A 22,425-nucleotide genomic window follows, 5' to 3' on the forward strand; every position below is an offset into this window, starting at 1 on the left:
CGAATTGCCCAGAAGGCAGAGGTGCCAGCCATGACCCGGACCGACGACAGCCGCTATCTGAACGGCGGCCCGGTTGCCCAGCGCATCATTGCGTCGGTGCGCGAAGATGCCTTGATCGCGACGGCCGAAGGTTTTCCGCCAAAGCTGGTCTCGATCACCGTCGGCGATACCGAAGCGGTCGATGTCTATGTGCGCAACCAGCGCGCCAAGGCAGCCCTTGCCGGCATCGGGTTCGAGGAGCGGCGCTTTGCCGCCGACATCACGGCCGGCGAACTGGAAGCCGCGATCCACGGCCTCAACGCCGACCCGCGCGTCACCGGCATCATCATCCAGCGGCCGGTGCCGGCGCATATCCCGATCAAGACGCTGCAGGCCGCCGTGCATCCGCTGAAGGATGTCGAAGGCATGCACCCGGCCTCGATCGGCAACATCGTCTACAACCAGCTCGATCTGGCGCCCTGCACGGCGGCAGCCTCGGTCGAACTGCTGAAGGAGACCGGCCTCGATCTCAAGGGGCTCGAAGTGGTCGTCGTCGGCCATTCCGAGATCGTCGGCAAGCCGATCGCCTTCCTGCTGATGAGCGAAGGCGCCACGGTGACGGTGTGCCACCACATGACGCGCTCGGTGGCGGCGCATGCACGGCGCGCCGACGCGCTGTTCGTCGCGGTCGGCAAGCCGCGGCTGATCAAGGCCGACATGGTGAAGCCGGGCGCCGCCGTCATCGACATCGGCATCAATTCCGAGGTCGGGCCCGACGGCGAAACCCGCATCGTTGGAGACGTCGACACCGACAGCGTCAAGGAAGTGGCGTCCTGGATCACGCCGGTGCCAGGCGGCGTTGGCCCCCTCACCGTCGCGATCCTGCTGCGCAACACCATGGTGGCACTCAACCGCCAGCGCGCGCTCTATCGCGCGACCTATGGCGTGGCGGATCAGCTCGCGGCGGAGTAATTATTCCGCAGCAATCAACCCGCCGTCGGAAACGCCCTCCGGTTTCGGACCGCCATAGGCCCAGTCGAGCAGTTTGATCGTGTGCACCACCGGCAGCTTGGCGGCGGACGCGATCTGGGTGATGCAGCCGATATTGCCGGTGGCGACGATTTCGGCGCCGGTCGCCTCGATATTCCCCACCTTGCGGTCGCGGAGCTTGGCTGAAATCTCCGGCTGCAGGATGTTGTAGGTGCCGGCCGAGCCGCAGCACAGATGCCCTTCGCGCGGCTCACGCACGACGAAGCCTGCTTTGGCGAGCAGCTCCTTCGGCTGGCGCGTGATCTTCTGGCCGTGCTGCATCGAGCAGGCGGAATGGTAGGCGACGACGGTGCCCGGTTTGCGCACCGGCTCGGGCAGGTCGAGGCTGGCGAGATATTCGGTGATGTCCTTGGCCAGCCCCGAGACGCGCGCGGCCTTTTCGGCATAGGCCCGATCGAGGCGCAGCATGAAGCCGTAATCCTTGATCGTTGTGCCGCAGCCTGACGCGGTGATGATGATGGCGTCGAGCCCGCCTTGGTCGATCGCGCGCGTCCAGGCGTCGACATTCCGCCTGGCCGAGGCAAGAGCCTGATCCTCGCGGCCCATGTGATGGACGAGCGCGCCGCAGCAGCCCTCGCCTTCGGGCACCACGACCTCGACGCCAAGCCTGGTCAGCAGAGAAATCGTCGTTTCATTGATGGCGGGATCGAGCACCGATTGCGCGCAGCCGGTGAGGATCGCGACGCGGCCTCGCTTTGTGCCTTGCCCGGTATGCGTGCCTGGTTTCGCCATCGGCGATGCCGGCGGGACCGCGGACGGCGCCAGCTTCAGCATGGCTGCGACCGGCTTCAGATCCGGCAGTTTCTCGAACAGGCGGATGAAAGGCCGGCCGAGACCGGCCAGTTTCAGCGCGGCGCGGAAGCGGCTGGGATAAGGCAGCACGAAGGCCAGCACGGCGCGCGTCAGCCGGTCGAGCAGCGGCCGCTTATAGGTCTGCTGGATGTGGGCGCGGGCGTGGTCAACCAGATGCATGTAGTTCACGCCCGACGGACATGTCGTCATGCAGGCAAGGCAGGAGAGACACCGGTCGATATGGGTGACGATCTCCTTATCCGCCGGGCGGCCGTTCTCCAGCATGTCCTTGATGAGGTAGATGCGGCCGCGCGGCGAATCGAGCTCGTTGCCGAGCGTCACATAGGTCGGGCAGGTGGCGGTGCAGAAGCCGCAATGCACGCATTTGCGCAGGATCTTCTCCGATTCCGCGACATGCGGGTCGGCAAGCTGGGCAAGGGAGAAATTGGTCTGCACGCAAAAATCCTTACTGTCCCAGAAGCCAGCTTTGCGGGTTCCTGACGGGCTCGCCGCGCTGCAGCGCCTGGATGCCCAGAATGCAGCGGGCGATAAACCAGACGGCGGCGGCCAACATCAGCACGAAGCCGATCACAAGCATCATCAGGACCACCGAGATCAGCGCGAGAGAAGGCCGATCCAGAACGTCCTGATCAGGAACGTATAGTGGCTTTCGACGAAGCCGCCGGCCTTGCCGCGATTGATGTAGGCAAGCACGATGCCGACAATGCCGGTGATGCCGATGACGAGGCCGGCGAGGTAGAGAATGTAGATGACCAGCGCGTTGGTCTGGCCCGGCTCCAGCCAGCGATCGGTCTGGCGTGGCGCGCTGCTCGGTCCTGGGTCGGTATTGCTCATGATGCTGCTCCCTGTGTTGATCGGGCGAGAGTAGCAGAGCCGGAGCCCGGCGCCATGCGGCCAGGGTTGAGGATATTCTTCGGATCGAACTCGGCCTTGAGCCGCGCCGAGAGCGCCGCCAGATGCGGCGGCTGCGGCTCGAACACCGGCAGCGCCGCGCGATGCGGAGCGGAGGCGCGCACCAGCGTCGCATGGCCGCCGCCATGCTTGCGGATCAAGCCGCGCAAGAGGTCGGCCTCGGGATCGTCCTCGCGCATCGACAGCCACACCAGACCGCCCTGCCAGTCGTAGAACGCATCGACCGCCGCCTGCATGCGCAGCGCCATCACCATGTGATGCGCCACGGACGGCGCCATCGAGACACGCCAGACCGGCCGCGCGCCGCCGTCGGCGAAAGGCCGGCAGTCTCGGATGTCGCGCCAGATGGCTTTCGACGCCTCGCCGGCGATCTCTTCCAGCGGCCCGGCCTTGCCGAGCAGCTTGCGCAGCGCCTCGATGCGATAGACGACCGAGGGGCCAAAACCTTCGACGCGCAGCAACGTCGCGGCATCGCTGCCGTGCTTGCCGCCGGCGACCCGTGCGGCGATGCGCTCCGGCAGATGCGCCGCGCTCGACACTTCGGCGCTGGAGCCCAGCGCCAGCGCCATGGCGGCGACCGCCGCATCGTCGAGCAGGCCGCGGATGGCCAAAGTCACTTCCGTTTCGGCGGCCGGCAGCACCTTGAACGTGACATCCGTGAGCACGGCCAGCGTGCCCCAACTGTTCGCCATCAGCTTGGAGAGATCGTAGCCGGTGACGTTCTTGACTACGCGCCCGCCCGACTTGAAGGCCTCGCCACGGCCCGAGACGGCGGCGACGCCAAGGATATGGTCGCGCGCGGCTCCCGCCTTGAGACGGCGCGGGCCGGACAGGTTCGAGGCCAGCACGCCGCCGATGGTGCCTCTGCCTGGCTCGCCACCGAGCAACGGACCGTAGTCCATCGGCTCGAAGGCGAATTGCTGGCCGTTTTCCGCAAGCAGTTCTTCGATCTCGGCGAGCGGCGTGCCTGCCTTGGCCGACAGCACCAGCTCAGCGGGCTCGTAGAGGGTGACGCCGGTGAGCCTGGAGAGGTCGAGCGTGTGTTCGGTCTGCAGTGGGCGGCCGATGCCGCGCTTGGAGCCATGGCCGAAGAGCTCGAGGGGTGTCTCTTCGGCTGCCGCCCATTGGACGGTGGAGAGGACTTCGGCGGAGGTGGAGGGGGTGAAGGTGGTCATGGCTTGGCCTTGTTCCTCGCCCGCGCAGGGCCAGGACAATCGCATACGGCAGCGCTGCCCCCTCTCCGCCCGCTACGCGGACACCTCTCCCCCATTTCATGGGGGCGAGGAAACGCCAACCGCCGACGTCGCGACCTTGAAAAGCCTGGGTTCCTCGCCCCCGCAAGGCTGGGGAGAGGTGGCTCGGGCGAAGCCCGAGACGGAGAGGGGGCCGTCATAGAGCGCTGTCTCCCGTCTTCCTGGCTGCAAAAACAAACCTAAGGTCGGCAGCAACGACGTCTTTAGCAAGCTGCCCTTCCAGCGCTGCGAGGATCGTCTCGCAAACACTCCTCGTGTTCTTCAGCACATCAAAATTCCAAAACCGCAAAACCGAGAAGCCCTCGCCCCGCATGAATTCATCCCGCCGCCTGTCGTACGAACTGTCCGCGTGCTGGCTGCCGTCCAGTTCCACGACCAGCTTTTGGCTCCTGCAGGCAAAATCCGCGAAGTATGGACCGATGGGCATCTGGCGAACGAATTTGTAATCCGCCCAGCCTTCTTGCCTTTAGCTCGTTCCAGAGGGTCGCTTCCGCCTGATTGTCCCCATGGCGAAGCTCGCGCGCACGAGCGATGTTTTCGGGCGAGCGGCGGCTTGGCTGAGAGGGCGTCCCCCCTCTCCGTCTCGGGCTTCGCCCGAGCCACCTCTCCCCCGCTTTGCGGGGGCGAGGAACTTTGATCCTCAGCCCCCATCAAAACCTCGGAATATCCGGAAAAGCCACCTGCCCGCGATGCACATGCATCCTTCCCAGCTCCGCGCAGCGGCGCAGCTGCGGAAACACTTTTCCTGGATTGAGCAGGTGGTTGGGATCGAAGGCGCATTTGACGCGCATTTGCTGGTCGAGGTCGATTTGGTTGAACATTTCCGGCATCAGGTCGCGCTTCTCGACGCCGACGCCGTGCTCGCCGGTCAAGACGCCGCCGACCTCGACGCAAAGCCGCAAAATGTCGGCGCCGAAGCTTTCGGCCTTGTCGAGCTCGCCCGCCACATTGGCGTCGTAGAGGATCAGCGGGTGCAGATTGCCGTCGCCGGCGTGGAAGACATTGGCGACGCCGAGGCCATATTTCTCGGAGAGATCACGCATGCCGGCGAGCACGCGCGGCAGTTCCTTGCGCGGGATAGTGCCGTCCATGCAGTAATAGTCGGGCGAGATGCGGCCGACCGCCGGGAAAGCCGCCTTGCGGCCGGCCCAGAAGCTCAGCCGCTCCTGCTCGGACTGCGAGATGCGGCAGGTGGTCGAGCCGTTCCTGTAGGCGATCGCCTCGACGAGACCGATCAGATGGTCGACCTCCACACTCGGCCCATCGAGCTCGACGATAAGCAGCGCCTCGACATCGAGCGGATAGCCCACCTGGACGAAATCCTCCGCCGCGTGGATCGCCGGGCGATCCATCATCTCCATGCCGCCCGGGATGATGCCGGCGCCGATGATGTCGGCGACGCATTGGCCGCCCTGTTCGCTGGTCGGGAAGCCGATCAGCAGCGCGCGCGCCGTCTCCGGCTTCTTCAGGATCCGCACCGTGACCTCTGTGACGACGCCGAGCAGGCCTTCGGAGCCGGTCATGACGCCGAGCAGGTCGTAACCTTCCTGGTCAAGATGACTGCCGCCGAGGCGCACGACCTCGCCGTTCATCAGGACCATCTCGATGCCCAGCACATTGTTGGCGGTGAGCCCGTATTTCAGGCAGTGCACGCCGCCGGAATTTTCCGCGACATTGCCGCCGATCGAGCAGGCGATCTGGGAGGATGGATCGGGGGCATAGTAGAAGCCCTCCTGCTCGACGGCGGTGGTGATGCCGAGATTGGTGACGCCCGGCTGAGCGACCACGATGCGGTTCGGGTAGTCGACCCCCAGGATGCGGTTGAAGCGGCTCATCACCAGCAGCACCGCATCTTCCAGCGGCAGCGCGCCGCCGGAGAGCGAGGTGCCGGAACCGCGCGGCACGACGCGGATATTGCGCTCGTTGCAGTATTTGAGAACCCGCGAGACCTGAGCCACCGTTTCCGGCAGCACGACGACCAGCGGCAACTGCCGGTAGGCGGTCAGGCCGTCGCTTTCGAAGGCGCGCATTTCATTGGCCGTATCGACGACGCCCTCGCCCGGCACGATGATGCGCATGTCGGCGACGATCTCGGCGCGCCGACGCAGCGTTTCGGCATCTGGCTTGGGCATGGCTAGGCCGGACATCGGTTATCCCGCTTGACTGGTCAAAATCTTTTACCAGCTTGACCGTTTTGTTGCAAACGCTGCTTTGGTCAAATAAGGCGGCGACCGTAATGCCCAGCTTCCGCAGCGGCAATCTGCCGCTGCTTCCTCGCATCGAGGGGAAGATTACTCGCCCGGATGCTTCGCCGGCTCGGAATGCATCTTGCGCACCCGGCGCACACCCCACCAGACCAGCAGGATGGCAACGGGGACGGAGGCTGCGGTGACGACTTCTGGCGCGAAGACGTGACCGAAGATCGAGGCGCCCTTGGCTACATAGCCGATAAGGCCGACGACGTAGTATGACACAGCGGCCACGGACAGGCCTTCGACAGTTTGCTGCAGGCGCAGCTGCAGCCGGGCCCGGTTGTTCATCGATGCCAGCAGGTCACGGTTCTGCTTCTCGACTTCGACGTCGACCCAGGTGCGTAAGAGCGTGGTGGCGCGGGTGAGTTTTCGCGACAGGTTGGCCTGGCGCTCCTCGACCGAGCGGCAGGTGCGCATGGCCGGTGCCATGCGCCGCAGCAGGAAGCCCGCCCAGGTATCAAAACCCTGCACCGGCTCTTCATCCAGCGCCTCCAGCCTTTCGGTGACGATGCCGTCATAGGCGCGGCTGGCGCCGAAGCGGTAGAGGCTGGATGCGGCGTCGGCCTCGAGCTCGGCGGCGAGCTCGGTGAGGTCGGCGAGCAATGTCTGGCTGTCACGAGTTTCGACGGCCTTCATTTCCAGCGTGGTCTGCGCCAGGCGGTCCTCAATGCGGCGGGCGCGGCCGGACAGCGTCAACGCCAGCGGCAGGCCGAGCATGGCCAGCGTCCGATAGGTCTCGATGTCGATCAGCCGCTGCGACAGAGCGCCGGTGCTGGCCGGCGTCAGGCCGCGATCGAGCACCAGCATGCGGGTCAGCCCGTCGCCGTCCTGGCGGAAATCGGTGATGATGGCGGCGGCGCCCCTTTCGACCAGCGAGTAGCAAAGGCTGGTGGGGTCGAAGCCGGCGATCAGCCTTTCGCTCGCCTGCGTCCATTTGCGGATTTCGAGCCGGATGCCGGAAATCACCGTGCCTGGGGGCGAGAAGCCGTTACCGAAGGGCGAATCTTCCTGCCCCCGGCCATTCTCGGCCAGCGGCCCTTCCCACAGATAGGTCGAGAATTCCGTATGCCGCTCCCAACGCAGCGAGCCCTTGCCCCATTTCATGGCATGGTGGCGCGCGTTCCGCTCAGGCGCTGCGATTCCCAGCCGCCGCGAAAGCTCCGAGAGCACGGCATGGTCGACCGCGGCGCCGGCCTCGGTCATGAAGGAAAGCTGGATCAGCACGCGCGGCTTTTCGATCAGCGGGTGCGGACGGGCATGGACCTCGCCGATCGCGCCGGGCCGCCCCTCATGCGCCGGAAAGCCCATGACGCTGCCTTGGGCGCGCGGCTGGAATTCGAGACTGGACATCTCGTCGGACACGGCTGGTCCCCCTGTTTTCGACCCTTCGTGCAACCCGGTGGTCTTGCGGCAATCGGCGAGACGCGTAAACAGCAAATATTAGCATCCGGCGATGACGGCGCGCGGCAGGCGATCCGACCACATTGGGCGAATTGGATAAATAATTTGACCAGTTGGCGACAGACGCTTTAATCTGGGCGACATCCGTTCCAGCTCCAGGCGTCTCCGTTGAGCGACATTTTCTCCAGGATCGAGCATTCGCGCACCGCCGACGAGGTGGTGCAGCAGATCGAGAGCCTGATCCTCGAAGGCGTTCTGCGCACCGGTGACCGGCTGCCGGGCGAGCGCGAGCTGGCGCGCCAGTTCGACGTGTCGCGGCCGATCCTGCGCGATGCGCTGAAGGCGCTGGAGGGACGCGGACTGCTGACGACGCGCCCCGGCGGCGGCACGCATGTCGCCGACGTCATCGGCCAGCTCTTCACCAAGCCGGTGACGGACCTCATCTCCACGCACCGCAAGGCGGTGACCGACTATCTGGAGTACCGGCGCGAGATCGAGGCGGTGGCGGCCGAATATGCGGCGCGGCGGGCGACGCCGGAGGACCTTGCGCTGCTCGACCGCATCATGGCGCGCATGGAGGAGGCGCACCGGACCGGCGACTTCGACGACGAGGCGGAGATCGACGTCGAATTCCATCATGCGGTGTGCGAATGCGCGCACAACATCATCCTGCTGCACACGCTGCGCTCCTGCTACCGGCTGTTGTCGGAAGGCGTTTTCCAGAACCGGCTTCTGGTGTTCGGCGTGCCGGGCGCGCGCGAGGCGCTGCTCGAGCAGCACCGGGCGATCCATGCCGCGATCAAGGCCGGCGATCCGATCGCGGCGCGCAAGGCCGCGATGGACCACATCACCTATGTCGAGCGCTCGATGGCGGAAGCCGAGCGCAGCGGCGACTGGCAGCGCGTCTCCCGGCTGAGGCTGAGACAGCGCTCCGATGCCGGCGATATCGAACCCACACGCAAACGCTCCTAAGCACAGATTTAGCGGGGACCCATCATGAGCGAAATCCTCACCATCGCCGACCTCAAGGACCTGGCACGCCGGAGGGTGCCGAAGATGTTCTTCGACTATGCCGATTCCGGCGCATGGACGGAGAGCACCTACCGCGCCAACGAGGAGGACTTCGGCAAGATCAAGTTCCGCCAGCGCGTGCTGGTCGACATGAGCAACCGCTCGCTGGAATCGACCATGATCGGCCAGAAGGTGGCGATGCCGGTGGCGCTGGCGCCGACCGGGCTGACCGGCATGCCGACGGCGAGATGCTGGCGGCGCAGGCGGCGGAAGCGTTCGGCGTTCCGTTCACGCTGTCCACCATGAGCATCTGCTCGATCGAGGATGTCGCCTCGGTGACCAAGAAGCCGTTCTGGTTTCAGCTCTACGTGCTGCGCGACAAGGATTTCGTGCTCAACCTCATCGACCGCGCCAAGGCGGCGAAATGTTCGGCGCTGGTGCTGACACTCGACCTGCAGATCCTGGGACAGCGCCACAAGGACGTGCGCAACGGGCTTTCGGCGCCGCCGAAGATGACGCTTGCCAACATCATCGACCTTGCGCTGAAGCCGCGCTGGTGCCTGGGCATCGCAGGAACCAAGCGCCGCACTTTCCGCAACATCGTCGGCCACGCCAAGGGCGTGGGCGACGTCTCCTCACTATCGTCCTGGACGAATGAGCAATTCGATCCGCACCTGTCGTGGAAGGACGTCGCCTGGATCAAGGAACGCTGGGGCGGCAAGCTGATCCTGAAGGGCATCCTCGACACGGAAGACGCGCTGATGGCGGCCGAGACCGGGGCGGACGCGATCGTGGTCTCAAACCATGGCGGGCGGCAGCTCGACGGCGCCCCCTCCTCGATCTCCGTGCTGGAAGAGATCGCCGATGCGGTCGGCGACAGGATCGAAGTCCATATGGACGGCGGCATCCGTTCCGGCCAGGACGTGCTCAAGGCGCTCTGCCTCGGCGCCAAGGGCACCTATATCGGCAGGCCGTTCCTTTACGGCCTCGGCGCGATGGGCAAGGACGGCGTCACCAAGGCGCTCGAAATCATCCGCAAGGAGATGGACGTCACGCTGGCGCTGTGCGGCAAGCGCCTCGTCGCCGACATGGGCAAGGACCAGCTCCGCCGCTAGGACGCAGTAGCCAAGATCGCACGGATCGGTTGCGTCGCTAGGGCGTTGTTCATCGATCGGCACTAGGCTTGGCTCCAACTGTGCCTTGGGAACATGTTCACCTTGACCGAAACCGGCATCCACTATCTCGACGGGCGCGGGCCGGACGGCATGCGGCTCTACGCCATCGGCGACGTACATGGACGCCATGACCTGCTCGCCGCCATGCACCGGCGCATCGAAAGCCAACTGGAACATGCGCCCGCCTCCGACTGGCGCATCATCCATCTCGGCGACTATGTCGACCGCGGCCCGGATTCAAAGAGCGTCATCGACTTTCTGATCGAGGCGCGCAAGCGCGATCCGCGCTACATCATGCTGGCCGGCAACCATGATATCGGCATGCTCGAATTCCTGGCCGATGCCGAGCCGGACGGCCTGTTCATGAACTATGGCGGCGTGCAGACCGCGCAGTCCTATGGCGTGGACCTTGTCCGCGACGCCCATTGGTACGGCAAGGCGGAAGCCATCGCGCGCGGACACGCTGCGCTGGTGAAAGCGGTGCCGCGCAGCCATGTCGATTTCCTGCAGTCGCTGACGTTTTCGGTCAGTTTCGGCGACTTCTTCTTCTGCCATGCCGGGATAAGGCCGGGCGTGCCGCTCGACCGCCAGAACCTGCTGGACCTGATCTGGATCCGCGATGCCTTCCACGATCACCAGGAGCTTTTTTCAAAGGTGATCGTGCACGGGCACACGCCCGTCCCGGAGGCCGAAGTGAAGGCCAACCGCGTCAATGTCGACACGCTCGCCTGGAAATCGGGGACGCTGAGCGCGCTCGCCGTCAATGGCGGCGACAAGCGCATCATCGACGTGCAAGGCAAAGCGCTTTAAGGCGTGCTGATATTCAGGTGAGGCCGGCCTGCAAATGGTGTTTTCCTGCGCTTCCGGTGCTCACGTACGTTAAGTACGCTCCGCTCCGGTTCTCGGAAACCACCATTTTCGACTCGGCCTTGACCTGAATCTCAACACGCCTTCGGCGCAATCTCGGCGCGGGCGCGCTTCCGATTTTTGATTGGGCTCAGTCGAGCGAGGCCGTCACGCCGTAGCCGTCGACGGCCCGGTGGTTGGTTGCTGCGTCGGCGGCATAGATGCCCAGGCCGCAGAGCACGATGGCAGACAGCATGACAAAAGACAGGAGTGCTGCTTTCACGGACGTCATCTCTGGTTAAGCTTTCTGCATCTGGGCACGAGGCGGTTACCAATGCGTTGAAACGATAAAATGCGTCTCAATGTTTCGACGATTTCGCGCTTCTAAGCAGATTCTGTTTCGCCGGTGTGTCGGCTGGATCACACAAAAGGTTCATGGCGGTTGCACCGGCGATACAAAGCGCGCCCTCTTAGGGGAGCAGCCGGACACAAACCAAGAAAGAAGAGCGTTATCCCCAGGCGCAGGCGCTGAGGCGTGCCAATTATGCCACGCTGCGTCCGCGCGGATGTGTCGAGATGCAGGTCAGGCCGGCCTTACCTGAATATCAACGTACCTTAGATGGTAGCCACCCAGGCGCGGGCGATCGCCAGGCCGGCGGCATCGGCTTCGGGGCCGTTACCGGCCAACTCGTCGTCGAGCCGGTCGTTCCAGTCGGGATGGCGCTCGGCTATCGTTGCCGCGAAGGAGGTGCTCCAGTGGCGCACCATCGGCGTGTCGGCCTCGAAGTGGAACTGAAAGCCATAGACGGCGCGGCCGAGGCGGAAGGCCTGGTTTTCGGCGACCGCGCTGCCGGCGAGCCGCACGGCATTCTGAGGCAGCGCAAAAGTGTCGTCGTGCCATTCGAAGATCGGAAATTGTTCGGGCAGCGCCGCCAGGACCGGATCCGACTTCGCGGCGGGCGTCAGCGAGACCTTGTGCCAGCCGAATTCGGTGGCGCCGCCGATATGGTTGTCGCCACCAAATGCGCGGGCAAGGAGCTGACCGCCGAGGCAGATGCCGAGCACCGAGCGGTCCTTATCGGCGAAATCGCGGGTCAACTCGAGCAGCGCCGGGAAATAGGGATAGTCCTCGTCGGCCAGCGCATTCTGCCCGCCGCCCAGCAAGACCATCGCATCGTGCCCGCCTGCGTCCTGCGGCAACGTATCGCCCTGGTATGGGCGCCGCAGGTCGACATCCGCGCCCGCTTCGGCCAGAGCGGCACCGACCTGACCGAGGCCGGTATTGTCGTAATTCTGGACCACCAGCACGCGCAACGAGAATCCTGCTGACATGAAAAGGCTGGGGCGAGCGATATCATGCGGCCCGTGTTTCAGCCAAGATGCGCGGCGGGAGAGAAAGCTATGCCACTGCAGAACCGGGTCGATCCCTTCGGCGCCATCCATGCCGTGCCGGAACGCGGCCTGTTCACCGGCAATCGCGGCATCATCCATGATCCGGAGACCAAGACTCTGCTGAGGAAGCGCTGGGCCTTGCCGGCCTGGATCATCTGTGTGTGCGAGTTCCGCAATGTGCGGCGCGAGCCGATGGGCCGCAACAGGGGAGGAAAGGCTGGTTGGACCGAATTGTTCTTCCTTGACGAGGTGACGGCGTTGGCCGCCGGCCACCGGCCCTGCTTCTTCTGCCGACGCGAACGGGCGACCGATTTCGTCGGCCGCTTCGGCAAGGCCTTCGGCATCGCAGAGCCCCGCGCGCCGATGGTCGACAAACGGCTGCACAGGGAACGGCTGGCTTCGGGTGGACGGCCCCCTCGCGTAACCGTGCCGGAGCTTGACGGCTTGCCTGATGGAGCGATGATCGCGCAGGGCGACACCGCCTACGCGCTGCGTTCCGGAAAGGCACTTGAATGGTCCTTCGCGGGTTTCGCCGGTCAAACCGGCTTCGATCGCTTCACCGGCCGATCGCTGCGCCTGCTGACGCCGGCGACCACCATCGCGGTGCTGCGGCAAGGCTTTGCGCCTGTCTGGCATCCGACCGCCGACACTTGACGATATCCATCGCCTCGCCCATTGCTCGGCAGATATTCGCGGGATGGCCCGCAAATATCTGCCTAGATTCCCTTGTTTTTCGCAGGTTCTGATCGCAAAACCGCGGGGACACTTTTGCGGGACCTGCCTGGGCCATGCGCGCCAACTACAAAATGCAGCGGTTGTTCGTGCCGGACGATCTAGGCTCAGGCGTCGAATTCGATGCCGGACAGCAGCAGAGCCATTACCTCGCCCATGTGCTGCGGCTCGGCGAAGGCGCCGTGGTGCTGCTTTTCAACGGCCGCGACGGCGAATGGTCGGCTGCGATCGCCGCTAGATCCAAGAAGGCTGTCCGGTTGAAAGTGCTGGAGCTGCAGCGGCCGCAGCCGCCGCTGCCCGACCTCGTCTATTGCTTCGCGCCGCTCAAGCAGGGGCGGCTCGACTACCTGGTGCAGAAGGCGGTCGAGATGGGCGCCGGCGTGCTGCAGCCAGTCATCACCCAGCACACGCAGGTGGCGAAGCCCGGCATCGAGCGGCTGCGCGCCAATGTCGTCGAGGCGGCCGAGCAATGCGGCATCCTCGCGGTGCCGGACGTGCGTGAAGCAGAGAAGCTGGAGCGGCTGCTCGCCAGTTGGGACAGGGAGCGGCGGCTGATCTTCTGCGACGAGGACGCTTCGACCAACAATCCGCTGCCGGCCCTGCAGGCGGTAAGGGAGAAGAAACTTGCGCTTCTGGTCGGTCCCGAAGGCGGATTTTCCGAGGACGAGCGCAGGATGCTGAGGGCCTTGCCTTTCGTCACCGCCATCCCGCTCGGGCCGCGGATCCTGCGCGCCGACACGGCGGCAGTGGCGGCGCTTGCCGCCATCCAGGTGACGATCGGCGACTGGTAAATCAAATCCCATTGAGGCCTGGCTCAGGATTTTTTGCTTGATCGGCTGCCGGCATTTCGTCCATCTAGCGCCGGCGGCCGTCCGGCCTCTGCAGCACCGCGCATGCTTTTCGACGCACGAAGGGCGCTGTAACACTTAGGAACTGTGCAGGACGCCTGGCGGAAGTCGATGCCGATTTCCGGGGCAAAGCGCTCGGAGGGGCCTCATGGCGCGCGACACGACCGATACCCAGCCCATCGAAGGAACCGACGAACTGGTCGGCTATCTGGCCGCCGGCAACAAGCCGCGCGACAAATGGCGCATTGGCACCGAGCACGAGAAATTCCCCTTCTATGTCGACGGCCACGCGCCGGTGCCCTATGGCGGCGAGCGCGGCATCCGCGCCATCCTGGAAGGCATGCAGCAAAAGCTTGGTTGGGACCCGATCATGGATGCCGGCCGTATCATCGGCCTGGTCGAGCCGACCGGCCAGGGCGCGATCTCGCTGGAGCCAGGCGGCCAATTCGAGCTTTCCGGCGCGCCGCTGGAATCGATCCACCAGACCTGTCGCGAGGGCAACGCGCATCTGGCGCAGGTGCGCGAGATCGCCGAGCCGCTCGGCATCCGCTTCCTCGGCCTTGGCGGCAGCCCGAAATGGTCGTTGGCCGACACGCCGAAAATGCCGAAATCGCGCTACGAGATCATGACGCGCTACATGCCGAAGGTCGGCACCAAGGGCCTCGACATGATGTACCGCACCTGCACGATCCAGGTTAACCTCGACTTCGAGAGCGAGACCGACATGCGCCGCAAGATGCAGGTGTCGCTGAAGCTGCAGCCGCTGTCGACGGCGCTGTTTGCCAACTCGCCCTTCACCGAGAGCCGGCCGAACGGGCTGCAGAGCTGGCGCGGCGACATCTGGCGCGACACCGACAACCAGCGTTCCGGCATGCTTGAATTCTGCTTCTCGCCCGATTTCGGCTTTGCCGACTATGTCGAATGGGCGCTCGACGTGCCGATGTATTTCGTCATCCGCGACGGCCAGTATCACGACATGACGCGCTACACCTTCCGCCAGTTCATGGCGGGTGCGGCGCGCAATGAAATCCCCGACGGCCTGCCGACCATGGGCGACTGGGCGAACCATCTCTCTACCTTGTTCCCCGACGTGCGGCTGAAGCGTTTCCTCGAAATGCGCGGCGCCGATGGCGGCCCGTGGCGTCGCATCTGCGCCCTGCCCGCCTTCTGGGTCGGGCTGCTCTATGACGAGCAGGCGCTGGACGCCGTCGAGGCGCTGACCGCAAGCTGGACCTATCGGGAAGCGCTGGCGATGCGCAATGCCGTGCCGGAGCTTGGCATCGCGGCGCCGTTCCGCAACGCCACCTTGCGCGACGTCGCCCGCGACGTGCTCGCCATCTCGCGCATGGGCCTGAAGAACCGCGGCAAGAAGAACCGCGACGGTTATGACGAGACGTCGTTCCTCAACACGCTGGACGAGGTCGTCTCGCGCGGCACCACCAGCGCCGAGGAGATGCTGTCGGCCTACCACACGCGCTGGGGCGGCTCGATCGAGCCGGTGTTCATGGAATATGCCTATTAACTGTCCGGTGTACGCCGAGCGGTTGGGCAGCAAAAGCCGCTTCAATCGGTGATGGAAACGAACTAGGCTCTCCGACGAGGATATTGTCGGAGGAGAACCCAATGCCTTCCCTGTTCGACATTTTTGCCCAAGCCCAGAATGGCGCCGGCATGCAGGCGCTGGCCCAGCAATATGGGCTTTCGATGCAGCAGACGCAGGCCGCGGTCCAGGCGCTGCTGCCCGCCTTCTCACAGGGGCTCCAGCGCTACACCGCCGATCCCTACGGGATGGGCGCCTTCATGACGGCGATGGCGAGTGGGCAGCACGCCAAATATTTCGAGGACGCGACAAGAGCCTTTTCGCCGCAAGGCATCGATGAGGGCAACGGCATTCTCGGCCATCTGTTCGGCTCGAAGGACCTGTCGCGCGCCGTGGCGAACCAGGCCGCGCAGGCGACGGGGCTCAGCCAGCAGGTGTTGCAGCAGATGCTGCCGGCCATGGCCTCGATGATGATGGGCGGGCTGTTCAAGCAGACCAACAATCAGTTGACTGGGGGGCAGATGCAGGCCGCCGGCGGCTTCGGCGGCAGCGGCAATCCGCTCGGCGAGATCATCGAGCAGATGATGCGGCAAAGCGGCGTCGCGCCAGCGCCCCAGACGCCGCAACCCGCGCCCAATCCCTATGGCGAGAATCCGCTCGGCAAGGTGTTGCAGGACATGTTCGGCGGCGGCGCGCAGCCGCAAGGCCAGCCGCAGCAGACGCAAAGCCCCTATGGCGACAATCCGCTCGGCAAGATCTTCGAGGAGATGCTGCGCCAGGGCGGTGGCGGCTTCGGCGTGCCCGGCGGGCAGCCGGCGCCGCAGCCGCAACAGCGCCAACCGCAGCAGAGCGCGCCGCAACAGCCGCAAACCAACCCGAGCGGCCGTCCGCGAAACCCGTTCGACGACATCTTCGGCAAGATGTTCGAGACCGGTGCGCAGCAGCGCGACGAATATCAAAAGGGCCTGGAGACGATCTTCGACCAGTTCAAGCGCGACATGGACCGGCGGTGAACCCTGAACGCCGCCGGAGCGGCGTTCCGCGAGCAAGAGACCCAAGCAGATGCGCCGCAATCCTCGCCGCGACTGCTTGCAGGGGCTTTCGACCACAACTCACTACCGAGTATTCTGGATCACAAGGAAAAGCGGGATGCGCCCTTCGTCCTCTATGTTGCTACTGATGTTTGCCGCATCGCTGATGGGCTGCACAACAAGCAACGGAAACGCCGGCCAAAGCTCGAAGAACGAGGCGCAATGCGTTGGCTTCGGTTTTGAACAAGGTACGGATGCTTTCGCCAATTGCATGATGCAGCTTTCACTGCGGCAGGGAGGCTCGCAGCAGCCCGACCACGATACCCTCGTCAATCAATACAGAAGCCGCAGCAAGGCCCGACAGGGTGACGATCGTTATCCCGTGTGCAGCGCCGCAAACATGGATGCCGAGCTGGATATTACCACGGGTAAGTGGGTCGGCCCCGATTGCCAGATGGCGCCAGACTAGAGCCTGCGTCCCTAAACGGCCTTGCTGGTTTCACCAAATTGCGTGTGGCGGAAACCAACGCTTCCGTCATGTGTCGAAGCAAATAAAAAATGCCCGGTCCTGGAGGAGAACCGGGCAATGTGCAGGCTGGCCGGCGGGGAACCGGCAGGGAGTGTGGGAGCCTGCATGAAGCTTGGTCGCGCCGAGCCGTGAAAAGGTTCAGCGCGACGGGAAATCCGAGGAAACGCCGCCCTTCAGCCTACCTTACGAGCAAGGTCCTCGATCGTGTCGGCGCGCTCGCTGGCGATCACGCGCAGCTTCGCCGTCGGATCGCGGCCGAAGGGCACGCCGATGGCGACATGGAGGTCGGCGCGCGTCAGGCCGATATCGGCCAGCTCGGCGTCGGACATCTCGCCGAGGCGATAGAAGGCGCGACGGTTTTTCCAGGCGCGGTAGCTGTTGGCGATGGCATTGACCACAAGCGTCGCAACGGCCGGACGCGTGGTGATGCGCGGAGTCTCGGAGGCGAATTCAATCGTGGTCATTTCAGTCTCTCCTTCCAGGAGTCGAGCGGACGAAACCAGCCAATCGGCGCCTTGGGAGAAGCGCCGTTCCGGTTTCCATTCATTGATGTGATGCATGTCGTTGTCCCCAGAACCGGGAACCACTTCTGGGCGACATGCACTGTTCTCATGTGGACAATGACAATTTGCCATCGCGCGATTGATTAATCCAACGAATGTTTTTAATCTCTAGCATCAACATCAATGATAGGTTGGACCGATGAAAGCGCCGCTTGACCTCGATCAGTTGCAAACCTTCATCTCGATCGCCGACACCGGCAGCTTCACCCGCGCGGCCGAGGAGGTGCACCGGACGCAGTCGGCCGTGTCGATGCAGATGCGGCGGCTGGAGGAGCGGATCGGCAAGCCACTGTTCGAAAAGGACGGCCGCACCAACAAGCTGACCGAGGAGGGCGACCGGCTGCTTTCCTACGCGCGGCGGCTGATCTACCTCAACCGCGAGACGCTCGCGGCCTTCGACGACCAGCGCCTCGAAGGTACGATCCGCATCGGCACGCCGGACGACTATGCCGACCGCTTCCTGCCCGAGATCATGGCGCGTTTCTCGCGCTCCAATCCGCGTGTCGAGCTGACGGTGGTTTGCGAGCCGACGCCGGGGCTTGTCGAACACATCAAGCGCGGCAATCTCGACCTCGCGCTGGTCACGCATAACGACACGCGCGGCCAGTCGGAAGTGGTGCGTCGCGAGCCGCTTTTGTGGGTCACCTCGGCCAACCACGCCACGCATGAACAGGAAACCCTGCCGATGGCGTTCGGCCGGCCGAACTGCATCTGGCGGCGTGCGGCTGTCGACGTGCTCGACCGGCAGAACCGCGACTACCGCGTGCTGTTCTCCAGCTTCTCGGCCACCGTGATCACCGCGGCCGTGCTTTCAGGCCTGGCGGTCTCGGTGCTGCCGGAATGCGCGCTCAGGCCCGGCATGCGCGTGCTCGGCGAGGCCGACGGCTTCGGCCAATTGCCGGACTGCCGCATCGGCATCATGCGCGGCCAGACCTCACAGCCGGAGATCGTCGACGCCTTGGCCCGTCACATCGCCGAAAGCCTCGACAACATTTCCGTGCCGGTGAGCGAAGAGGCGGGAAGCTTCGACTTCGCCGCGCTCGCCTTTGCCAAGATGAAAAGGGTCAAGGCAAACCAGATCATGCCTGGCTGGTAAGGCGGGAGCAATTCCAGGAAAAGTGTGAAGCGGTTTTCCGTCAGGAATTGCGTTGAAACAAATAGATAGAGCAGTTCGCCGTTTCCGTGAAATGACGAACTGCTCTAGGCCCGAGCGACGGAACGCTCCGGGCCGGCTGACGAAACACCCGGCAGCGCAAGCAACTGGCCGGGCTCCAATGGCGGCGACAGCAGATAGCCCTGGATCTGGTGACAACCCATGCCGACCAGCAAGGCCTTCTGCGCGTCGGTCTCGACGCCTTCGGCGGTCACTTCCACCTTGAGCGCCAGCGCCAACTCGATCAGCGTCTTGGCGATTGCGCGGGCGCTTTCGTCCTCGTCGAGCAGACGCACGAAGGAGCGGTCGATCTTCAGCTTGTCGATCGACTGGCGACGCAGATAGCTAAGGGAAGAGTAGCCGGTGCCGAAATCGTCGAGCACGATGCGCACGCCGGACTGGCGCAGCGCGGCAATCACGGCGCCAATCGTGTCATTGTGCTCGAGCAGAACGCTCTCGGTGGTCTCGAGCTGCAGGCGGGACGGGTCGAGTCCGGTTTCCTTCAGGATGCCGGCGATCTGTTCGGCAAAGCCGGCATCGCGCAGTTGCATCGGCGAGATGTTGACGGCGATCCAGGGAAGTTCGGTCCCGGCGGCAAAGCGGCACGCTTCGCTCAGCGCCCATTTGCCGAGCTCGCCGATGAGGCCGCGCTCTTCGGCAATCGCGATGAACTGCGCCGCGGGCAACGCGCCGTGCACCTCATGCCCCCAGCGGATCAGCGCTTCGGCCCCGAGAATCCGGCGGCCGTCGGCCGCGAAAACCGGCTGATAGGCGAGCTTTATGCCGCCGTCGCCGTCCAGCGCCTTGCGGAGTTCCGACTCGACCTTGCGCTTGCGCAACAAGAGATCGTCCATGTCGCCGGCGAACACCTCGTAGCGGCCGCGACCGTTCTTCTTGGCCTCGTAAAGCGCGATGTCGGCCTTGCGCAGCAGGTCGTCGGCATCCGTATCCGGTCCGGACGAGAGTGCGATGCCGATGCTCGCGCCGACGAAGACCTGGTCGCCAATGAGCCTGAACGGCTCACGCAGCTTCATAAGCAGCCTTTCGGCGATATCTTCGACGCTTCCGGCGTCGGGAATGTCGAGCAGGATCACAGCGAACTCGTCGCCGCCGAGCCGCGCGACAGTATCGGCTTCGCGGATCGTATGCTTGAGCCGCGCCGCCGTCTGGCGCACGAGCTCGTCGCCGGCCGGATGGCCGAGCGTGTCGTTGATGTGCTTGAAGCGATCGAGGTCGAGGTAAAGCAGCGCAACGTGCGTTCCGTCCTGGCCGGCGAAGAGCAGCATGCGCCGCAACCGGTCCTCGAACAGCGCCCGGTTAGGCAGGCCGGTGAGCGTGTCGTGGAAGGCGAGATATTGCGCCTGGTCCTGGCTGGTCTGCAGCGCGGCTGAGGCGCGACGCAATCGGCGCAGCAGGAACACCAGAACGCCGCCCGCCACGAGCAGCGCGATCGCCAAGGCCGGAGCGATCTTGCGCACCAAGGTAAGGCCGGGCCGCAACTGGTCCCAGCCGATATAGCCGAGGATAACACCACGCGAATCGACCAGCGGCACGGCGGCCGGGCCAACCGGCTCGGACAACGGCACCAGGCGCGCGCCATCGAGCAGGTATTTTGCCGCGATCTTGCCGATGACGGCATCGTTGATGAACTCGGCGGAGATATGCAGATATTCCGTGCCAGGCGCCTGGCTGACGCGATCCGAGCTCGGCACCAGCGGCATGACGCTCAAAATAGCGGGCTTTCCCTGGAGCGAGACGAGATCCTGCGCGACCATCTTGGCCGGCTGGCCGGAGGCGTCGGCTTTCAGCGGCTCACCCAACATGTGGCGCAGCTTGTCGATGGTCGGCCGCAATTCCGGCTCGTCCTCGCCGAAAGCCGACGCCGCAACGACTTTGCCTTCCCGCATGGCGTGGATCGCATGGTTGGCGGCGTCAAGGATGTAGACCCGGTTGTGGCCGTAGTAGCTGTACATCCAGGTGCTGAGGTTTTCCTCGATCCAGGCCTGATTGCCCGCCCTCACATTGGTTACCGAGTCATCCCAGACCGTCACGCTTTCCTGCTCGCGCTGGACCGCGGCAATCTGGTCGTTCAGCCCATCGGCGATGAAAATCTTCTGCCGTTCGAGTGAAGCCTCGTCGGCCTGATTGGCGGCGTAGAAGCCGAAGCCGACGACAATCGCCAACGCGAAAGCGGCAAGCGTCAGCACGGTCAACGTGACCTGGTGCGGCAACGGGCTGCTGTCGTGGCGTGCGCTCATCGCGTTTCCTGGCCGGCTCTTGTGCCGTCAGTGAAAGCAAATCGGGCTTAAAATCACGTTATAATATTAGCAGGGGTTCTCCCGGCTTGACGCGAGCCGATAAGCGTTCCCCAATCCGGCGATGAATGAAACAGCAACCGAATCACGCAGCAACGCCACCGAATACACTGTGAGCGAGATTTCCGGCGCGCTGAAGCGCACTGTCGAGGACGCCTTCGGTAATGTGCGGGTGCGCGGCGAGATTTCCGGCTATCGCGGCCCGCATTCGTCCGGCCACGCCTATTTCGCGCTGAAGGACGACCGGGCGCGGATCGATGCCGTGGTCTGGAAGACCACCATGGCGCGGCTGAAATTCCGCCCCGAGGAAGGCATGGAGGTGATCGCCAGCGGCCGGCTGACGACCTATCCCGGCAAATCCAACTACCAGATCGTCATCGACAATCTTGAGCCGGCCGGCGCCGGCGCGCTGATGGCGCTGCTCGAAGAGCGCAAGCGCCGGCTGCAGGCCGAAGGCCTGTTCGACGCCGGCCGCAAGCGGCGGCTGCCCTTCATGCCCAAGGTCATCGGCGTCGTCACCTCGCCGACGGGCTCGGTGATCCGCGACATCATTCATCGCATCAAGGACCGGTTTCCGCTCCATGTGCTGGTCTGGCCGGTGCGGGTCCAAGGCGAGACGACGGCCAAGGAAGTCACCGCGGCCGTCAACGGCTTCAACGCGCTGACTTGGGACGGACCTATCCGCCAGCCCGACGTTTTGATCGTGGCGCGCGGCGGCGGCAGCCTCGAAGACCTCTGGGGCTTCAACGACGAAGGGCTGGCACGTGCCGTCGCGGCGTCGTCCATCCCCGTGATCTCGGCCGTCGGGCACGAGACCGATACGACTCTGATCGACTTCGTCGCCGATAGGCGCGCGCCAACGCCGACGGGCGCGGCCGAGATCGCCGTGCCGGTCAGGGCGGACCTGGAGGCTACCTTGGCCAGCCTTGGCGCGCGGCTCAATGCCTGCGCTTCGCGGCATCTGGAGCGCAAACGCCAGGCGGTGCGCGCGGCGGCGCGCGCGCTCCCCTCGCCCGACCAGTTGCTGGCGCTGCCGCGCCGCCGTTTCGACGATGCGACCTGCCGCCTCGGCCGCGGGCTGACGGTGAATATCGAGCGCAAGCGGGCGACGCTGGAGCGGCAAAGGTTGACGCCGGCGACCCTGTCGCGGCGCGTCAACGAGGCCCGCACACTGACCGGCCGCGACATCGCGCGGGCGCGGGCGGCGTTCTTCGCCATCGTGCGCGAGCGGCGCCAGCGCTTCCAGCGCAATTCGACGCGCCTGTCGCCGGCTCCGATCGCCCGGCGCCAGAAGCTGCAGGCCGACGCGCTGGCCGGACTGTCGCGCAGGCAGGACCAGGCGCTGGCACGGCGGCTCGACCGGATTCGCGCGGCGCTGACCCAGGCCGACCGGCTGCTATCCACTCTTTCGCACAAAGCCGTGCTGGCGCGCGGCTTCGCGCTGGTCAAGGACGCCGACGGCGCCGTCATCAAGCGGGTCGCGGAATTGGCGCCGGGCGCGGCGCTGCAGCTTGAATTCGCCGACGGCACTGCCGAGGCCATCGCCACCAGCGGCGTCGCGCGGCCGAAGCTGGCCGCGAAGCCGTCCGCCAAGGCCAGGGAGCCGGGCAATCAGGGCTCGTTGTTCTGA

The 22,425-nt window shown here is 64.9% G+C and carries 20 protein-coding genes and 2 pseudogenes; 11 read left to right on the forward strand and 11 right to left on the reverse strand.

The features are described 5' to 3' along the window. The first annotated feature begins 30 nt into the window (after positions 1-30). A complete protein-coding gene (locus EJ072_RS05360) occupies positions 31-951 on the forward strand; it encodes a bifunctional 5,10-methylenetetrahydrofolate dehydrogenase/5,10-methenyltetrahydrofolate cyclohydrolase (RefSeq protein ID WP_126078877.1) in 921 nt (306 codons plus the stop codon). Here the strand turns inward: EJ072_RS05360 and glcF are convergent, their stop codons facing one another. The 7 genes and pseudogenes from glcF to EJ072_RS05390 form a co-directional block, all read right to left on the reverse strand. After that, positions 952-2,277 carry a glycolate oxidase subunit GlcF gene (glcF, locus tag EJ072_RS05365; RefSeq protein WP_126078878.1) on the reverse strand — a complete coding sequence of 442 codons (1,326 nt, stop codon included), beginning with the start codon at positions 2,275-2,277 and terminating at the stop codon, positions 952-954. It abuts the gene before it with no gap. Between the two features lie 10 nt (positions 2,278-2,287). Continuing rightward, a pseudogene (locus EJ072_RS05370) lies at positions 2,288-2,676 on the reverse strand (DUF4870 domain-containing protein). Further along, complete coding sequence (gene glcE / locus EJ072_RS05375) at positions 2,673-3,929, reverse strand: glycolate oxidase subunit GlcE (RefSeq protein WP_126078879.1); 1,257 nt, start codon at positions 3,927-3,929, stop codon at positions 2,673-2,675. The pseudogene EJ072_RS05370 and the gene glcE overlap by 4 nt, the downstream one beginning before the upstream one ends. 214 nt (positions 3,930-4,143) lie before the next feature. After that, positions 4,144-4,434 carry a DUF559 domain-containing protein gene (locus tag EJ072_RS05380; protein ID WP_348526974.1) on the reverse strand — a complete coding sequence of 97 codons (291 nt, stop codon included), beginning with the start codon at positions 4,432-4,434 and terminating at the stop codon, positions 4,144-4,146. Then, entirely contained in the window at positions 4,325-4,651 is a 327-nt protein-coding gene (locus EJ072_RS37470; RefSeq protein WP_348526976.1) for a DUF559 domain-containing protein, read from the reverse strand. Before EJ072_RS37470 ends, EJ072_RS05380 begins: the two co-directional genes overlap by 110 nt. A gap of 6 nt (positions 4,652-4,657) precedes the next feature. After that, entirely contained in the window at positions 4,658-6,154 is a 1,497-nt protein-coding gene (locus EJ072_RS05385; protein WP_126078880.1) for an FAD-linked oxidase C-terminal domain-containing protein, read from the reverse strand. A gap of 144 nt (positions 6,155-6,298) precedes the next feature. After that, entirely contained in the window at positions 6,299-7,621 is a 1,323-nt protein-coding gene (locus EJ072_RS05390; RefSeq protein WP_126078881.1) for a DUF3422 family protein, read from the reverse strand. A gap of 207 nt (positions 7,622-7,828) precedes the next feature. Between EJ072_RS05390 and EJ072_RS05395 the strand changes: the two genes are divergently transcribed. From EJ072_RS05395 to EJ072_RS05405, 3 genes and pseudogenes are all read left to right on the forward strand, one after another. Next, a complete protein-coding gene (locus EJ072_RS05395) occupies positions 7,829-8,632 on the forward strand; it encodes an FCD domain-containing protein (protein ID WP_126078882.1) in 804 nt (267 codons plus the stop codon). Positions 8,633-8,656: 24 nt separating this feature from the next. Next, a pseudogene (locus tag EJ072_RS05400) lies at positions 8,657-9,786 on the forward strand (alpha-hydroxy acid oxidase). Positions 9,787-9,888: 102 nt separating this feature from the next. Next, the gene (locus EJ072_RS05405; RefSeq protein ID WP_126078883.1) at positions 9,889-10,656 is read left to right on the forward strand and encodes a metallophosphoesterase; all 768 of its coding nucleotides are present in this window, start codon (positions 9,889-9,891) and stop codon (positions 10,654-10,656) included. A 187-nt stretch (positions 10,657-10,843) separates the two neighbouring features. Here EJ072_RS05405 and EJ072_RS37245 read toward each other — a convergent pair whose 3' ends face one another. Next, the gene (locus EJ072_RS37245) at positions 10,844-10,975 is read right to left on the reverse strand and encodes a hypothetical protein (RefSeq protein WP_263498119.1); all 132 of its coding nucleotides are present in this window, start codon (positions 10,973-10,975) and stop codon (positions 10,844-10,846) included. A 332-nt stretch (positions 10,976-11,307) separates the two neighbouring features. Continuing rightward, positions 11,308-12,006, reverse strand: a complete 699-nt coding sequence (locus EJ072_RS05415) for a type 1 glutamine amidotransferase (RefSeq protein WP_126083514.1) — start codon at positions 12,004-12,006, stop codon at positions 11,308-11,310. Positions 12,007-12,093: 87 nt separating this feature from the next. Between EJ072_RS05415 and EJ072_RS05420 the strand changes: the two genes are divergently transcribed. The 5 genes from EJ072_RS05420 (at position 12,094) to EJ072_RS05440 (ending at position 16,704) form a co-directional block, all read left to right on the forward strand. Then, positions 12,094-12,738 (forward strand): hypothetical protein, encoded by a 645-nt coding sequence (locus tag EJ072_RS05420; protein ID WP_126078884.1) that lies wholly within the window; start codon positions 12,094-12,096, stop codon positions 12,736-12,738. Between the two features lie 134 nt (positions 12,739-12,872). Next, positions 12,873-13,607: a 16S rRNA (uracil(1498)-N(3))-methyltransferase gene (locus EJ072_RS05425; RefSeq protein WP_126078885.1), complete on the forward strand. Its 735-nt coding sequence runs from the start codon at positions 12,873-12,875 to the stop codon at positions 13,605-13,607. A 205-nt stretch (positions 13,608-13,812) separates the two neighbouring features. Continuing rightward, positions 13,813-15,186 carry a glutamate--cysteine ligase gene (locus EJ072_RS05430; RefSeq protein ID WP_126078886.1) on the forward strand — a complete coding sequence of 458 codons (1,374 nt, stop codon included), beginning with the start codon at positions 13,813-13,815 and terminating at the stop codon, positions 15,184-15,186. Positions 15,187-15,287: 101 nt separating this feature from the next. Then, a complete protein-coding gene (locus EJ072_RS05435) occupies positions 15,288-16,217 on the forward strand; it encodes a DUF937 domain-containing protein (protein WP_126078887.1) in 930 nt (309 codons plus the stop codon). A gap of 49 nt (positions 16,218-16,266) precedes the next feature. Beyond that, positions 16,267-16,704 (forward strand): hypothetical protein, encoded by a 438-nt coding sequence (locus EJ072_RS05440; protein ID WP_126078888.1) that lies wholly within the window; start codon positions 16,267-16,269, stop codon positions 16,702-16,704. A gap of 233 nt (positions 16,705-16,937) precedes the next feature. Here EJ072_RS05440 and EJ072_RS05445 read toward each other — a convergent pair whose 3' ends face one another. Beyond that, positions 16,938-17,228, reverse strand: coding sequence for a DUF1127 domain-containing protein (locus EJ072_RS05445; RefSeq protein ID WP_126078889.1), 291 nt, complete (start codon positions 17,226-17,228; stop codon positions 16,938-16,940). 238 nt (positions 17,229-17,466) lie between these two features. Here EJ072_RS05445 and EJ072_RS05450 point away from each other — a divergent pair, with 238 nt between their 5' ends. Beyond that, on the forward strand, positions 17,467-18,423 hold the full coding sequence (locus EJ072_RS05450; protein WP_042640974.1) for a LysR substrate-binding domain-containing protein: 957 nt from the start codon (positions 17,467-17,469) through the stop codon (positions 18,421-18,423). Positions 18,424-18,527: 104 nt separating this feature from the next. On the opposite strand, the gene EJ072_RS05455 is transcribed toward EJ072_RS05450, so the two are convergent. Then, on the reverse strand, positions 18,528-20,738 hold the full coding sequence (locus EJ072_RS05455) for an EAL domain-containing protein (protein WP_126078890.1): 2,211 nt from the start codon (positions 20,736-20,738) through the stop codon (positions 18,528-18,530). 121 nt (positions 20,739-20,859) lie between these two features. Here EJ072_RS05455 and xseA point away from each other — a divergent pair, with 121 nt between their 5' ends. Further along, a complete protein-coding gene (xseA, locus tag EJ072_RS05460; protein ID WP_126078891.1) occupies positions 20,860-22,425 on the forward strand; it encodes an exodeoxyribonuclease VII large subunit in 1,566 nt (521 codons plus the stop codon).

The sequence above is a fragment of the Mesorhizobium sp. M2A.F.Ca.ET.046.03.2.1 genome (assembly GCF_003952425.1).
Taxonomy (GTDB): domain Bacteria; phylum Pseudomonadota; class Alphaproteobacteria; order Rhizobiales; family Rhizobiaceae; genus Mesorhizobium.